The organism is Streptomyces sp. NPDC006552 (assembly GCF_040611655.1).
GTDB lineage: Bacteria > Actinomycetota > Actinomycetes > Streptomycetales > Streptomycetaceae > Streptomyces.
The window spans coordinates 30346-45142 of sequence record NZ_JBEXOS010000069.1 but is presented as its reverse complement, the minus strand read 5'-3'; the positions used below and the strand labels follow the sequence as shown (position 1 = coordinate 45142).

Sequence of the window (14797 nt, the reverse complement as noted above, 5' to 3'; positions counted from 1 at the left end):
ATGCCCTGCGGCGTGCACAGGGCATACGGATCGGCATCCAGCCGGGCCGCGTTGAGGACCATCCCCGGCGCCGACTTCGCCTGCGTCAACATCGCGTTGATGCCGGTGGTCGACAGGGCGCGACGGCGGTGCTGCTGGAGGGCGGTGGTGGTGAACAGCCCTCGGGCGTCGTGGACCGCGATGTTCTCGGCGAGGTCTCCGGCGGCCCACAGGACCGTGTCGTCCTCGTCGATCTGCCACCGCGTCGTGTCCCAGCGATACCAGCCGATCCCCGGAACATGCCGGTAGTCGTTCGAGTAGAGCTTCACGAACAGTTTGGCGTTGCCGCGGTCGGTGAGCGTGTCGGGCAGCAGTCCGTGCGCGGTCGCCGGGGCGTCCGATGCCGGGGCGTCGGCCTGGGCGGGCAGGGGGACGGCCGCGGCGCCACGGATCTGGGCGGCCACGGCGGCCGGGTCGAAGTCGAACAGTGTTTCGTTGCCCGGGGTGGGGGAGGTCACGGGCATCCTCCGTCGGCGTAGAGGGGCCGCTTGATTCCTGCGCTCAGTCCGCTTGCGATGATCTGTTCCGCGCGGCGCTCCTGGCCCGGACGGGCGGCCGCGGCCGCCTCACGCAGGGCCTGTTCGGCGGCGTCCCTGGACAGCCGGTCGGCGGCGACCAGGCCGCCGAGGGTGAAGGCGGCGCGGTTGAGCGCGTCGGAGAAGCCCGCGCCCTCGGTGACCCGCCCGCACGCCTCGACGGGGGCCAGGATCGCGGCCAGGGTGTGGGCGTCCCTGGCGCGTCCGCCGCCGGCGGCCACGACGGCCTGCTGGGCGCGGGGCGGAACGGGGCGCGGGGCGGGGATGTTGGGCGCGGGCAGATGTCCGGTGCGCTCCAGTTCCTGAGCGAGCCACTGGGGCAGCGCAGCCGGTTCCCTGACCTCCCCCACGGCCGTGTACGGGCCTGCGGCGGTGGTGGTGCCCGGAGCGATGATGTAGCCGCCGTGCGCCCGGATGTCGACCTGCCAGGCCAGGGCGCGGCCTCTTTGGCCGGAGCCGGTGGAGCACTGCCAGCGGCGGTTGTCCTCCGCCCGGTACCAGACGTGGAGCCCGCCGGAGGGGGTGCGGACGCGCAGGGTCGAGGCGTCCTCGGCGGGGCTCGGCTGGTCGCGCAGAGCGGCGAGGACGGCCAGCGAATGGTAGCCCGTGGCGAGGCCGGTGAGGTCGATGTGGTCGGCGATGGGGATGCCCGGCAGGATCCGGTGCCGGCTGGGCGGCGGCGCGCTGTGGGCGTCGATGTCGACGACGACCAGGCCTGCGGGACCACACGCCACGCCGACGCCGAAGTCCGGCTGCGCGCCCCACCACTGCTGGATACGGCGCTGGTCGAGGGTGGCCGCGTGGAAACCGTGACACCAGCGGCCTGCGGGCAGGCAGGGGCAGTCGGCGGGTGTGTGGGGGGTGGTGCGGCAGCGGTCGCAGTTGCGTGCCGGTGTCTTGCGTCCCGGGGTCAGCGGGTGCACGGGCCAGCCTCGGCGCGCGCACCACAGGGCGGTGGCCAAGGGGGACGCAGCGACTGACGGGTCGAGCGCCGGGTCCAGGGCAGGGCGTCGCGAGTCGCTGCGGGGAAAACGCAGCTCAGAGGGCATGTACATCTCCTACCAGCGACCGAAGCGACTCAACGACAGACACAGACTAGCGAAAGTGCCGGGTAGGGCTGGTGAGCACGGCCAAAGAGCGTCGTCGGCTGTGTCGACAAACAGGCCTGCGGGGGCGCCAGCGACTGACGGCGATCGCGCAGCTACTGAGAGGCTTTCGGTAGCTGTTCAGTCGCTGAGGAAAAACCGCAGGTCAGCGAAGCGCAAACAGCAAAACAGCGACTGAAGCGACTGAAGGTCTCTATCTATGACGCACACGAGAAACCCTAGATGGGCTCATATATAGGGCCGTTGAGTCGCTTCGGTCGCTGTCAGCCGGAGAGGACCCCTCTGACCTGGGCTTTCTTTAAGCGACTGAACAGCTACTGAAGGATCGCTCAGTAGCTGCCCTTCAGTCGCTGTGCCCGATGACCCCCGTGTCGGCAGCGACTGAACAGCTACCCAGCGACTGAACGGAGCGACTGAAGAGGGCGACACAGCGACTGAAGCCAGCGACTCAGGGGCGGGGGCCGGGAGAGCGGCGCGGCGCGGCGGGCCTGGCTGTTCTGCAGGCTCTGTTTTTCAGGGGCGGGAGTGGGGGCGGGCGGCTCGGATTGCCTGCGGGGCTGGGCGGGTGAGGCGCTCAGGTTCGCGAGTAGCTGCGACATCGGACCCGCTCCTTTTGCTGCCGGGCCCCGAACGGCCCGGCAGGCTGCCTGCCGCGTCCGCAGCAGATCTCTGTCCAGCTGGGCTTCTCCCGGGTCCGTCGGGGCCAGTGGCAACCACGAGTGCGATGGCCGTACAGCGGTGGTCGTGTCCCCCGGGCCAGCGCGTCTGAGGGAGACGTTGAAGGGCACGCTCGAAGGTGCGTGCCGCGCTTGCCGTGGCACACGTACCGGGCCGGCTTGTGGGGGATTCCTGCGCGGAGAACTGCCGGTTCATCTGGCGACGGTAGGTGTCGTCTACGGGGCCTACCACCCAACGTGCCACTGGCGTTGCCCGTTCGACTCGAAGGACCGAGCCATGCCCGACCGACCTGAGATCGTCTGCATCTGCGGCTCTACCCGGTTCATGGACGAGATGCGTGCGGTGAACCGTGATCTGACTTTCGCGGGTGCCATCGTCGTGGCCCCCGGTGAGGCAGACGAGTCGATCACCGACGAGCAGAAGATCGAGCTGGACACCCTCCATCTGCGCAAGATCGACCTCGCTGACCGGGTTCTGGTCGTCAACCCAGGCGGGTATATCGGCGAGTCCACGAGCAGGGAGATCGCATACGCACACGCCACCGGTAAGCCGATCTCGTTCACCGATCCCTCTGACCAGTAGATGGTTCGTGGTGTCCGGCAGCCTGTGTTGGCGGTGATGTGGGGTTCGCTTGCATGTGCTGCGGGACCCGCCGACCTGAGTTGCCGATGAACTACACGGCTGAGGCCCCCTCAGTCCGGGATCCGTCCTTCGCCGACGCCGACGATTACTTGCTCGCTACGGACCAGTGCGTTGTCCGCGGTCAGTACCACTGGAGGGATGGGTGGGATCCCTGGCGCTCGCCACTCGTGCGGCCTTGGCGCCCTGGAATGCCTCGAAGCGCACATCTACGAGGGTCTCGACGAACTGAATCTGTTCAGCGCTGGCAAGGCAGGATCGACAGCGTGATACGCAATCCGCACGACGATGCCGAGTCACTGGCCTTGCTTCGCCGCTATGTCACGCCTGGGCGGCGTTACTTGAAGCTCGGTGGCGGCTTGCTGCGCATGCAAAGTCCTGAGGGTGACCGATTCATGCGAAGTCTCCGTGCGGACGCAGGGCTCATCGCCGCCGATGAGATCGCCAAGCTTCTCGAAGGCGGCTGGCGAGAGCGGAGAACCGCGGCTTGGCTCGTAGCTGTTTCCCGCCGGACCGAGTTCCGCGAGCGCCTCGGGGAACTCCTGCTGGCCAGCGAGGTCTGCTGCGTTGGACTGGCCTACAGCGTGGCCCTGGCCAGTTCTGGAACGCCGCGCGACGCTGATCTGCTCGCCGCCTACCTGGATCGCTACCTCCGTCGTCCTGACCTCGGCTACGACCAGACTGTCGTCATGGGCGCTCTCCAGTTCATCGACCTGAACCTCGGAGGTGGCCGAGCCGCCCGCTTCCGGCAACCGGGTGGCCTGTGGCAGCAGTGGCTCCAGGATGCGCCACACATGCAGGACGCCTTGGACCCCACACCCTCCTCCTTGAGCCTCATTCGTCGGCTCTGTGCATTGATCGACGAATACGCAGAGCCGCGATGACCGACCCCATCTCCCTCTCCCGGTGATCTCTGGATCTGATCGCCGTCCGGGAGAGCGGTCAGATCTGTATGCGGGACGCGAGGTACTGGTCGACGTGTAGGAGTCCTGCACCTCGACGGAGACCTTCACCGCCGGCTCCGCCTCTGCCGGGCGTTCGGTGGGCTGCTTCCACCACGGCGTCCAGGCTCCCCGTCCTTCGGGGGCAGGTATGCGCTGCACGGCCCTTGCCGGGCGCTCTCGTCGCCCGAGGAGTAGTGAGCCGCCCCTGGGCGGGTCGAAGGTGCGTCAGGCGCTTCACGGGGCGTCTGAGGCGGTCGGTGCGGGACGATTCTTCCGACGCTAGGTACTGCAACGTTCAATGACTTCTGTCAGAGCCATTGAGAGCTGTGGCTGTATCGCGCGAAAACCGGGTTCCAGGGGGCCTATCGGGGCCGAGCGCGTTGCTTCGCGTAGGACTGTTCCCGGAGTGCCGAGTGCCTTGTCGGACATGGGACCCGTCGCGGCCTCACTTTTCAGCCTCCCTGCCGGGGCTGGGTGGGCTGGGGCGTCGGGATGCGGTTCTTGGCCACTCCCCCACCCTGGGCGTGCTCCCCGTAGGCAGTGCAGTGACCGTGCTTCTTCCCGCTCCCGTAGAACGTTTGCCCAGGCAGGCGCCAGGGTGCTCCTGCTCTCTCATCGCGCCGAATCCAGCGCAGTCGAACCTCCCGTAGGTGCCCCGTCAGCCTGTGCGAGTGCGGGCCGGGTTCCGCTCGGGATCGCTTCGCACAGAGGCGGGCGGGTTCGTTCGGTGGGGCTCGTGCTGACGTACTTGCTGGAGACGTGGCCGGTCGTCGGTTGGTCGTGTGCGGGGTGGAGTGACCTCGCAGTACGGTCTGCCACGCGCTCGCCTGTGTCGTTGGTGGCTGCTCCCCCCACTCCCCCACCCTGGCCTCACGATGATCTGTTCACGCTGCTGGGAGGGCGCGCGGTGTTGTGGGCCGGCAACGACCGAGGAGGGCCGTTGTGCGCGGGCAGTCGCTCATCCTGACCGCCGCTCGTACATCAGCGTCATCGCTGCTTCGACGACGTGAGAGAAGGACGGGCTCCTCCGTCACGCGCTGGTTCTCGGCCCCGCTTCCGCGCAATCAAGGCTTATCCGTGACGCCGCACTTGCTGCGGAAGGGGGCGACAGTCTCCAGCTTGCTGTCGGCTTCTGTGTGGCGTTGATGTGCCGGGCTTATGGGCGCGTGGCGGCGGTGCGGGGAGCACTTTCCACAGTGGAGTCGTGCTGCGGTGTTCTTGGATCCTGCCCGCCTGGTGGCAGTTCGATCGGGGAAGGGCTGAGTCCGCGACCTGTAGTTCCGGAGCGACAGTCTTGGGCCTTGAGCGGCGTGTGTGCATGGTGGATGGGACGGTCTACCGGGCCGCATCGAGCCAGGAGCGGCGGCAAGTTAGGTGAGTGCCGTGCGGCCTGCCCGTACGGATGTTGCGTGTGCGTCGTTGTCCCTGTACCCCGCCAGGGGCGGCTGGTGCCGGTTGGGTGAGTGCCTCCCGGCGCTGGGTACCGCAGTTCCGGACTTGAAGCGTGCCCACGCCTCCAGCAAATGGCCTCATACCTGTCCACCATGACGTACGTACGTGACTGCGGGCTCTCATACGGATCCGTCTCCCCCACGTACTGCCCTCACCAGGACCCCGTACCTTGAGGTTGGTGTGAGCGCGACGATTTGCGCGGCCAGCATCGCTGGAGCTGCGTGCTTATGTCGTCTACGTGGGCAGCGGACGGGTCGGGATCGCTGCTCGCCGACTGCGAGTGGTGAGCAGCGTGTTCAGTCTCCTGCCACCGTCCTTCTTCGTCATGACAGCTGGTCTGATCGTGCTGTCACGTGCAGGGGGCGGCGCTTGTTGATCGGGCCGCCCGGCATGTGGCGTGGAAAAAGGGTCGGCTGAAGGGCGACAGCATGGCTTGTCGTCAACTACGATCGGAGTCGCTTCCTGAGGAGGAAAAGCACCTCTGAGCTGGGGAAACAAACAATCACGCAAACATCGCTGCAAGCTTGCACGTAAACGAGGAGAGAGACATGAGTGTCCATCTTTCCCCTCGCCTTCCTGAGAGCCGTGATGGCTACCTGTGCCTCAGCCTTAGTGTCTGTGAACAGGCACGTTTGTGCTCACGTCGCTATGTTCGTCCCCACATAGGGGGTTGCCAATGCCCGTATCCAGGCTGGGTGGTAAGCCCATTTGCAGGCCTGCTTGTAGGTGCAGACGCAGATGAGTGGTTGCGCCAGCACCGAGGGTTGAAGGCAAGTCGGCGTCCTGGCGAGCCTGCAGACAAGTACGCAGCCCTGCTGGCTCATGTACCTCTTCACGGGTTGAAACATCAGTCCCCACATCGGCAGGTTGATCTGTCTGCCTGTCAGTACGGGTGCAGGCATGGATGCCGAATCACTAACCTGTCCCCCCGCTCCGATGCGTGTCCGCTTCCAGACCAGCCAGGGGATGACACAGCACCCCAGCTCGGCAACACGCCACCACATCGCCCCGCGTACCGATCAGCTAAAAGGCATGGAAGTGGGGGTCCCTGTCAGGCTCCCAGCCTGCTACCCCGTCTGCTGTCTAGTCTGTCTACCGGTGCGAACGTGCGCGGGTATGGAAGTCCACCTCTTGATGGGCCCCCGCACCAGTCGGGCAACCACTGGGCCAGCACGCCGATATATGAAGGCACCCAGCAACTCGTCAACTGGTCTACCCGCCACTCGCACAGCCGATACGCAGGCCAGCCCAGTAGCAACCCAGTCCGTAAGTCCTACCGTGGACCCAACCAGTTGACGCCGTGCTGGAGCAGCGGCCTGTCCGGTCGCCAGTGCGCAGGCAGAGGGTCAGGTACGCCCATAGGCCCGTCGGCAAGCCCAGCACCCAGCAGGGCCACCCGCATTCAGCTCAAGCGGCACGCCTCATTGCGGGACAGTCCATCCCCCCGCCGGTCCCCACGCAGGCAAGCCGACTGACTAGGCCCCCAGCGTGCGGGCCAAGGCAGATGCAGGCCCGCACCCGAGCGCGCACATCAACCCCTCGGCACAGACGACCGCCTGCCTGGCGGCACGCACTGTGGTGTGTCGGTCGACGGGTTGCATGATCTTCCTGGTAATGTGCCCATCGCCTTGTGCCGCAACTGCTCTGGAGGTGACTGTTCTTGTGGAGGCGTCAGATGGTGTCTTTATCGGGCGGTCGACCTGCTCAGTCGTGGAGGCCCAGACGTGCTGAGAGGTCGGGGGCACCGTGCTGATGGCCACGGCCGCGCCCATGTGTCGCCCATCCCGAAATGCTCGGCTGACCTGCGGAACAGGGGAGTGGGGGACGTTCTCAGGGCGTCCTCGGTGCCTTCGGGCCCTACCGGGACCACCTCTGGGGGGTCTGCGGAGCGCAGGATCGTTCTGAGCGAACTTTCGCCCATCCATACCAGCTCAAATAGGACAGATCTTGTCCCGGCCTGAACCAGAGTGAGGACCCATGGCCAGCCCTTTCGAAGCACCCGACGCGCAGGCGCAGCAGCCCGGCATCCCCTGGGAAGCGCTGTCGCACATCTTCATGTTCGGCAACGGCAAGGGTGGCGTCGGTAAGTCCTCCGTCTCCGCCAACGCCGCCGGGAAGGCCGCGCGCAGCGGTCTGCGGACGCTCATCATCGACTGCAACGCGCAGGGCAACATCGCGCGCGAACTCGGGTACAAGCGGGCCGAGTGGAACGACGGGGGAGTGGGGCTGCTCGAATCGCTGCGGACCGGCGCGCCGCTGACCCCGCGTGAGAACGTCCGGGAGAACCTCGACGTCGTCATGGGCGGTCCCGCGCTCGGCGACGAGTTCGGGATCTTCTTCCACACGCTGCTCGCGAAGGAAGGCCCGCACGCCTACCTCCGGCTGCTGATGTGCCTGCTGCCGATCGCGCACCGGTACCAGATCATCATCCTCGACACCCCGCCGGAGAACCCGTCGCTCCAGCGGCTCGCGCTGTCCACCGCGCGCTGGCTGGTCATCCCCGTCAAGAGCGACGGCGGCGCCGAGGACGGTCTCGCGCAGATCGGGCTCGAGTTCTCCTACGTCAAGTTCGTCAGCCGGCTCAACCCGCACATCGCGCTGCTCGGGGTGCTGCTCTTCGACACCGGGCGCACGTACACCGGGATCCACGCCGACGTACGGCGCCAGGTGCAGAAGGTGCTGGGCGAGGAGGCCCACATGTTCAAGCACCTCATCGGGCACACCGAGTCGGTGGCACGGCTCGTACGCAAGCGCGGGCTGCTCGTGCAGGAGTTGGCGGACCGGCGCGTCGGCGGTGACCGGTCGATTCCGGAGACCGCCGAGGGGCTTGCCGCAGACTACGAAGGATTCACCGAAGAGATGTTCGCCAGGGCGCTCGAACTGAGGAAGGAAGCCGCGGCATGACACCGCCGAAGAACAAGAGGACCCGCGACGAGGACGACGAGCAGACCATGTCCGACGAAGGTGTCGGCAATCTGTTCAGCGGGGGAGCGGCGTCGTCCAACGCGCTCGCGGGCTGGGCCACCCCGCAGACCTCGGCGCCGGCGGCCGCCCCGCTCCAGGCGGCACCGGTCCAGGCCGCCCCGGTGGCGCCCGTGGCCGTGGTGCCGTCGCCGACGCGCGAGCCGGTCGACGAGGCACCGCCCGCCGTCAACGACGCGGATACCGCCAAGCCCGTCGGCTTCTACGTGTCGACGAACGTCGCCAACCGCTTCCGGAAGCTGCGCAAGCAGAGCGATCTGACCCACACCCAGATCGTGTTCCTGGCCGTGGAAGCGGCCGTGGAGAAGGGGCTCGCGCAGGTCGTCGAGGACGCGCGCAGGGCGCCCAAGTTCCAGTCCAAGCTGTTCGCCGTGGCGCCCGACAACTCGGACCTGCGCGGCCTGGGGCCCGTACAGCTGCAGTACAAGCCGACGCGGGCGCAGCGCGCCATCATCGACGGGCTCGTCGCCGAGGCCGGGCTGCCGGACCACACCAAGTTCCTGGCCGCCGTGCTCGACCAGTACCTGCCCGGACGCAGGGACGCCTGACGACGCCACCCCCACCCCCTTTCCGCCCAGGGCCTGCCCACTAGGACTACTCACGTTGGTGATGGTCCCGGTGGGCGGTGCGGGCGAGACTGATCGGACCTCAGACGTGCAGCTCGTCTGCGTGGACGGTCGACCGGGATGAAGGGCTGGGGGATGCCATGCGGCAGCTCGAGGTGGCACTGATCGGCGCGGGGCTGATAGCCCGGCTCCACCTGGAGGCCTGGATCGACGCGGGGGCGTCCGTGCGGGTCCACTCGCTGGACGGCCGGGCCGCGGAGCTCGCCGCCGAGTTCGGCGCCAAGGCCGTCGACTCGCTGGCCGACGCGCTCGCCGGGGCCGACGCGGTCGACATCTGCTCGCCGACCGGCACCCACCGCGACATCGCGCTGACCGCCATCGCCCAGGGCGTCGCGGTCGTGTGCGAGAAGCCGCTGTCGGCCGACACCGCGGAGGCCGAGGAGATCGTCGAGGCGGCGGACACGGCCGGTGTGCCGCTCTACCCGGCGCACGACATCCGGTTCGCCCCCGCCTACGCCCGGCTCCACGAGCTGGTGGCCGCGGGCGGCCTGGGCGCGGGCACCGTCGCCCGCTTCACCGTCGCCGGATACCACCCGCGGGCCTGGACGGGCCACGCCTCCCCGGAGTCGGGCGGCATCCTCACCGACCAGATGCTGCACGGCGTGGACATCGCCTACTGGCTCTTCGGGGACGTCGTACGGGTCCACGCCCACTACCAGGGCGAGATCGCCGCCCCGGCGCCCGAGGGCACCGCCGCGGTCGGCACCGCCGTGCTCACGCACGCGAGCGGCGCGCTCAGCCAGGTCGTGAGCCGGTGGACACCGACACCGCAGCCGCCGATCCGCGTCACCTACCACGTGTCGGGCACGGGCGGGACGATCGTCCACGACTCCGAGTGGCCCCAGGAGATCCAGGTCTGCGGCGGCCAGGCCGGGACCTTCGGCTACTACGGGGAATCCCCGTTCGCCTCCGAGATCCGTGAATTCGCCCACGCGCTGCGCGGCGGGCCCGCCCCGCGTCTGGTCTCCCACGACGCGCTGGCCGCCGTCCGTATCACCCAGGCCGCGGCACGGTCCGCGTGGACAGGACGCGCCGTCGAACTGCCCGTGAAGGGGGCCACCGCATGAAGGTCGCCGTGCTGTCGTTCGCCCACGAGCACGCCGGGACATACGCCCGGCTGCTCCACGGCATGCCCGACGTGGACCTGGTCATCGCGGACCCCGGCGGCTCGCCGCGCGACCCGCGGCGGGGGAGGGAGGCGGCCGGGCGGCTCGGCGCGGTGTACACGGACAGCTGGGACGAGGTGTTCGCGCTGCGCCCCGACGCCGTCGTCGTCACCAGCGAGACCGGCCTGCACCGGGAACTGATCGAGCGGGCCGCCGCGGCCGGCGCCCATGTGCTCTGCGAACATCCGGTGGCGGCGGGTGAAGCGGATGCCGACGCCGCGGTCCGGGCCTGCGCGGAGGCGGGCGTGCGGCTCGCTCTCGCCTCGCCCGCCTGCTTCGGCCCGGCGTTCGCCGCCCTGCGCAGGCAGCTCGCCGAAGGGGACGCCCTCGGCAGCCTCACGACCGTCCTCGGGGCGTACAACAAGCCCTGGAACGCCGCCCGTTCAGGAGCTGCGGCGCGCGGAGTGCTGGACAGTACCGCGCCCCAGCTCCTCGACATGGTGGACGCCGTGCTCGGCGGGGCACCGGCGGAACAGGTGTACGCCCAGGCGAACAGCATCCTCGCCAGTGCGTCGGGCGGCGCCGAGCCGGGCGTCGAGAGCGCCGCTCTCGTCACCGTGCGCTACGCGGACGGAACGGTCGTCTCCCTGGACTGCGGCGCGGGACCCGCGCGCCAGGAACCGGCCGCGGGCGGACCGGCCCTGACCCTCATCGGGGACCGGGGGAGCATCGAGTTCACCGCCACCCCGCGGCTGGTCGGCGGATTCGACGCCGCCACGTCCCGCGAACGCTGGGAGACACGCGGCAAGGACCCGGACGCGGTCATGCTCGCCGGGTTCCTCGCCGCGATCGGTGAGGGGGCGCGGAGGGCGGACGCCGACCCCGACAACGGCCCCGGTCCCGACGGCGCGGCCGGCCTGCGGACTCTGCGGATCGTCCAGGCGGCCCGCGCCTCCCTGCGGACCGGCCGGCCCGTGACCCTGACCGCGCCACCACCGCAGAGCGGGCCGCAGGCCGAACCGCGGCCGGCGCGGGCCTGACCGGGGCGTCCGGGCCGCCGGTCTGGCCGGTTCACGCCCTAGGCACCCGCGTGCCCAGGCACTCTGTTCACCCTTGCTCCTGATCTCTGCTTCTGACCCGCACCCGCGCTCGCACCTGGAGACCCGCATGACCACCATCGGCATCATCCTCGGCACCACCCGGCCCGGCCGCGTCGGGCCGCAGATCGCGGAGTGGATCGAGAAGACCGCCCGTACGCGCGAGGACGCGGACTTCGAACTCGTCGACATCGCCGACTACCACCTCCCGCTCTTCGACGAGCCGCGCTCCCCGCGGATGGGGGACTACGAGCACGCCCACACCCGGGCCTGGGCCGCCAAGATCGCCGAGCTCGACGGGTATGTCTTCGTCACGCCCGAGTACAACCGGTCCATCCCGGCCGCGCTGAAGAACGCCATCGACTTCGTCTACAACGAGTGGAACAACAAGGCGGCCGGCTTCGTCGGGTACGGCAGCAACGTCAGCGGGGCCCGCGCCATCGACCACCTGCGGCACATCGCGGGCGCCGTCCAGCTCGCGGCCGTGCACACCCAGGTCCACCTGTCGCTCCAGGCGGACTTCGAGCGGTTCACGACGTTCGTGCCCACCGAGCGCCACGAGGTCTCGCTCCAGCAGCTCCTCACCGAGGTGGTCACCTGGACGAACGCGCTCGCGCCGCTGCGCACGGTCTGAGCCGCCGGGCCCGCACCGGCTCCGGCAGATGACAGGCGGTCCACCGAAGAGGTGGACCGCCTGTCGGCGTCCGGGCCCCAGGGCCGCCGAACGTGCACGGCCCGCTACCAGACGAGGGGCAGTTCGATGAGGCCCTGGATCGTGCTCCCCGGTTTGCAGGGGATCTCGTGCGCGGGCCGGGCGAGGGCCAGCTCCGGCAGCCGCCGCACCAGCGTCCCCAGGGCGATCTCCAGCTCGGCCCTGGCCAGGTTCTGGCCGAGGCACTGGTGGCTGCCGAACCCGAACGCGACATGGTGGCGGGCGGCCCGGTGCCAGTCGAGGCGGTCGGGACGCGGGTAGACGTCGGCGTCGCGGTTGATGAGCGACAGCGGGAAGACGATGCCGTCGCCGCGGCGGACGGTCTGCCCGGCGATCTCGATGTCCTCCGTCGCCAGGCGCAGCATGATGTCCGCGATGGAGGTGAACCGCAGCAACTCCTCGACCACCGACGGCATCAGCGTCCGGTCGGCCCGGACCTCGGCGAGCCGGTCCGGGTGCTGGAGCAGGGTGTAGGTGCCGAGGGAGATCATGTTCGCCGTGGTCTCGAAGCCGCCGACGAGCAGGACGCTCGCCAGCATGACCAGTTCCTGGCGGTCGTCCGTGCCCGTGGCGCGCTGCTCGCGGATCAGATCGCCGATCAGGCCGTCCCCCGGCCCGTCCCACGTGCTGTCGATCAGCTCGCGGAAGTAGTCGCTCAGCTCGCCGCGGCCTCGCTCGACCTCCTCGGGCCGCCGGCTGAGCGTCAGCCGCCGGGACTGCTCCTCGAAGAAGGCGGCGTCGGCGTAGGGGGTGCCGAGCAGGGCGCAGATCACCATGGCGGGCAGCGGGAACGCGAAAGCGGTCACCAGGTCGGCGGGCGGCCCCTGTGCCTCCAGCGCGTCCAGGAGCTGGTCCACCCTCTCCTGGATCCCGGGGCGCAGCGCCGCGATCCGCTTGGCCGAGAAGCTGGGGATGAGCTTTCGGCGCTGGGCGTTGTGCTCCGGGTCGTCGACTCCGACGAGGGGCAGGCGCTGGCCGCGGACCGTCGCGCCCCGCGCCGTGGGCGACGGGAAGTCCTCGTGCGTACGGTCGCTGGAGAGACGGGGGTCGGCCAGCAGGGCGCGGGCCACCTCGTGTCCGGTGGCCGCCCACACCGAGCGGCCGTCGAACAGGCTGACCCGGGTCAACGGCCCCGCGGCGCGCAGCGGTTCGTAGCCCGGAGGCGGGTCGTAGGGGCACGTACGGTCCTGGGGGAACGCCACTTCTCGCGTCAAGGAAGACCTCGCTCCGGACAGTGGGGGGAGCCCGCACATCGGTGTACGGGCCATGTGGTCCGGGGCGACCGTAGTCGGCGGCTCTTGAGGGGCTCTCGAAAGCGGACGCGACACATGGTGCGGCCGGCGCGCGCCGTAAAAGAGAATGCGTGCGGACCGTCATTCGAGCGACTCTGTACTCGATTTCGAGCGGTCCTCACGGGAATTTCAGATCGGGTGCGCGAGCGCTCTGCAGATGCCCTCGGGATCGGCTCAAGAATGGGGCCGCCCACCGGAGTCAGGGATGACCGGTCGGCACCGCTCGTCTAATCTGACGCAGGAGACACCGGCCGGACGGCCTCGCCTCTCGAATTCGCGGGAAACCGTTCCGTTTCACAGCGCCATCGCGATACAAGCGATATCTGGGCACACAGGATCTTGGGCTCGCGGAATTTTGGGGGAAAGAATTCATGGGCAATGCAATTTCTTTCGAGGAGCCGTGGGCACGCACCCATCAGTTCGATCCTCCGGCGATCTTCGACGCGTTGCGCAAGGAACAGCCCCTGGCCCGCATGGTGTACCCCGACGGGCACATCGGCTGGATCGCGTCCGGCTACGAGGTCGCGCGCAAGGTCCTCAGCGACCCGAGGTTCAGCCACAGCACGGAGATCGGCCACTTCCCGGTCACGCACCACGGCCAGGTGATGCCCAACCACCCGCGCATCCCCGGGATGTTCATCCACATGGACCCGCCCGACCACACCCGCTACCGCCGCCTGCTCACGGGTGAGTTCACCGCCCGCCGGGCCGACCGGCTCGCCGCGCGCGCCCGGGCCGTCGCCGCCGAGCAGATCGCCGTCATGCGCGACCACGGTTCCCCCGCCGACCTGGTGGCCGACTTCGCCAAGCCGCTGTCCCTGCGCGTCCTGTCCGAACTCGTCGGCCTGCCCTACAGCGAGGCCGCCCGCTACGGTCACGCGCCGACGCTCCTGCACGACCCGGACACCGACCCGCAGGAGGCCGTGGCCGCCATGGGGGAGGCCACCGCCTTCTTCACCGAGATCATCGAACTCCGGCGCAAGGCACCGCAGGACGACCTCATCAGCCGCCTCGCCGCGCAGGACGACCTGAGCGACGAAGAACTCCGCAACATCGTCACACTGCTGCTGTTCGCGGGCTACGAGACCACTGAAAGCGCCCTGGCCGTCGGCGTGTTCGCCCTGCTGCACCACAGCGACCAGCTCGCGGCGCTGCGCGCGGACCCCGCCCGGCTCGACGCCGCGATCGAGGAGCTCCTGCGCTACCTCACCGTCAACCAGTACGACACGTACCGCACCGCACTGGAGGACATCGAGCTGAACGGGGAGACCGTACGGAAGGGGGAGAGCGTCACGGTCTCGCTGCCCGCCGCCAACCGCGACCCGGCGAAGTTCGCCTGCCCCGCCACCCTGGACATCGGCCGCGAGACCTCGGGCCACGTCGCGTTCGGCTTCGGTATCCACCAGTGCCTGGGCCAGAACCTGGCGCGCGTCGAACTCCGGGCCGGCTTCGCCGCCCTCCTCAGCGCGTTCCCCGGCCTCGGCCTTGCCGTCGACTTCGACGACGTGCCGCTGCGCCTCAAAGGTTCCGTCTTCGCCGTGAAGAGCCTGCCCGTCTCCTGGTGACTCTTCTCCTGGCCGAACCTCCT

General features: G+C 69.2%; 10 protein-coding genes and 1 pseudogene. 8 read left to right on the top strand and 3 right to left on the bottom strand.

Going from position 1 to position 14797, the window contains the following annotated elements; translation table 11 throughout:
* Nucleotides 1-497 (bottom strand): annotated as a pseudogene (locus ABZY33_RS29930) (DNA primase); the annotation flags it as partial.
* The gene (locus ABZY33_RS29925) at nt 494-1498 is read right to left on the bottom strand and encodes a bifunctional DNA primase/polymerase (RefSeq protein ID WP_356494824.1); all 1005 of its coding nucleotides are present in this window, start codon (nt 1496-1498) and stop codon (nt 494-496) included. The pseudogene ABZY33_RS29930 and the gene ABZY33_RS29925, both read right to left, overlap by 4 nt.
* A 1137-nt stretch (nt 1499-2635) precedes the next feature.
* Here ABZY33_RS29925 and ABZY33_RS29920 point away from each other — a divergent pair.
* The 7 genes from ABZY33_RS29920 (at nt 2636) to ABZY33_RS29890 (ending at nt 11839) form a co-directional block, all read left to right on the top strand.
* Nucleotides 2636-2941, top strand: coding sequence for a hypothetical protein (locus tag ABZY33_RS29920; protein WP_356494823.1), 306 nt, complete (start codon nt 2636-2638; stop codon nt 2939-2941).
* Between the two features lie 323 nt (nt 2942-3264).
* A complete protein-coding gene (locus ABZY33_RS29915) occupies nt 3265-3882 on the top strand; it encodes a DUF6000 family protein (RefSeq protein WP_356494822.1) in 618 nt (205 codons plus the stop codon).
* A 3489-nt stretch (nt 3883-7371) separates the two neighbouring features.
* Nucleotides 7372-8298: an AAA family ATPase gene (locus ABZY33_RS29910; protein WP_356494821.1), complete on the top strand. Its 927-nt coding sequence runs from the start codon at nt 7372-7374 to the stop codon at nt 8296-8298.
* Nucleotides 8295-8924, top strand: coding sequence for a hypothetical protein (locus ABZY33_RS29905; protein WP_356494820.1), 630 nt, complete (start codon nt 8295-8297; stop codon nt 8922-8924). Before ABZY33_RS29910 ends, ABZY33_RS29905 begins: the two co-directional genes overlap by 4 nt.
* 158 nt (nt 8925-9082) lie before the next feature.
* Nucleotides 9083-10069 carry a Gfo/Idh/MocA family oxidoreductase gene (locus ABZY33_RS29900; RefSeq protein WP_356494819.1) on the top strand — a complete coding sequence of 329 codons (987 nt, stop codon included), beginning with the start codon at nt 9083-9085 and terminating at the stop codon, nt 10067-10069.
* Nucleotides 10066-11148 (top strand): Gfo/Idh/MocA family oxidoreductase, encoded by a 1083-nt coding sequence (locus ABZY33_RS29895; RefSeq protein WP_356494818.1) that lies wholly within the window; start codon nt 10066-10068, stop codon nt 11146-11148. The genes ABZY33_RS29900 and ABZY33_RS29895 overlap by 4 nt, the downstream gene beginning before the upstream one ends.
* Before the next feature lie 127 nt (nt 11149-11275).
* Nucleotides 11276-11839 carry an NAD(P)H-dependent oxidoreductase gene (locus tag ABZY33_RS29890; protein WP_356494817.1) on the top strand — a complete coding sequence of 188 codons (564 nt, stop codon included), beginning with the start codon at nt 11276-11278 and terminating at the stop codon, nt 11837-11839.
* 104 nt (nt 11840-11943) lie between these two features.
* Here the strand turns inward: ABZY33_RS29890 and ABZY33_RS29885 are convergent, their stop codons facing one another.
* Nucleotides 11944-13170, bottom strand: coding sequence for a cytochrome P450 (locus tag ABZY33_RS29885; protein WP_356494825.1), 1227 nt, complete (start codon nt 13168-13170; stop codon nt 11944-11946).
* Between the two features lie 410 nt (nt 13171-13580).
* On the opposite strand from ABZY33_RS29885, the gene ABZY33_RS29880 reads away from it, so the two are divergent.
* A complete protein-coding gene (locus ABZY33_RS29880; RefSeq protein WP_356494816.1) occupies nt 13581-14774 on the top strand; it encodes a cytochrome P450 in 1194 nt (397 codons plus the stop codon).
* Nucleotides 14775-14797 lie beyond the last annotated feature (23 nt).

Bases quoted from the DNA above. Each gene is read 5' to 3' on its own strand.
- ABZY33_RS29920 (WP_356494823.1), top strand. From the start codon at position 2,636: ATGCCCGACCGACCTGAGATCGTCTGCATCTGCGGCTCTACCCGGTTC.
- ABZY33_RS29910 (WP_356494821.1), top strand. From the start codon at position 7,372: ATGGCCAGCCCTTTCGAAGCACCCGACGCGCAGGCGCAGCAGCCCGGC.
- ABZY33_RS29905 (WP_356494820.1), top strand. From the start codon at position 8,295: ATGACACCGCCGAAGAACAAGAGGACCCGCGACGAGGACGACGAGCAG.
- ABZY33_RS29900 (WP_356494819.1), top strand. From the start codon at position 9,083: ATGCGGCAGCTCGAGGTGGCACTGATCGGCGCGGGGCTGATAGCCCGG.
- ABZY33_RS29895 (WP_356494818.1), top strand. From the start codon at position 10,066: ATGAAGGTCGCCGTGCTGTCGTTCGCCCACGAGCACGCCGGGACATAC.
- ABZY33_RS29890 (WP_356494817.1), top strand. From the start codon at position 11,276: ATGACCACCATCGGCATCATCCTCGGCACCACCCGGCCCGGCCGCGTC.
- ABZY33_RS29885 (WP_356494825.1), bottom strand. From the start codon at position 13,170: ATGTGCGGGCTCCCCCCACTGTCCGGAGCGAGGTCTTCCTTGACGCGA.
- ABZY33_RS29880 (WP_356494816.1), top strand. From the start codon at position 13,581: ATGGGCAATGCAATTTCTTTCGAGGAGCCGTGGGCACGCACCCATCAG.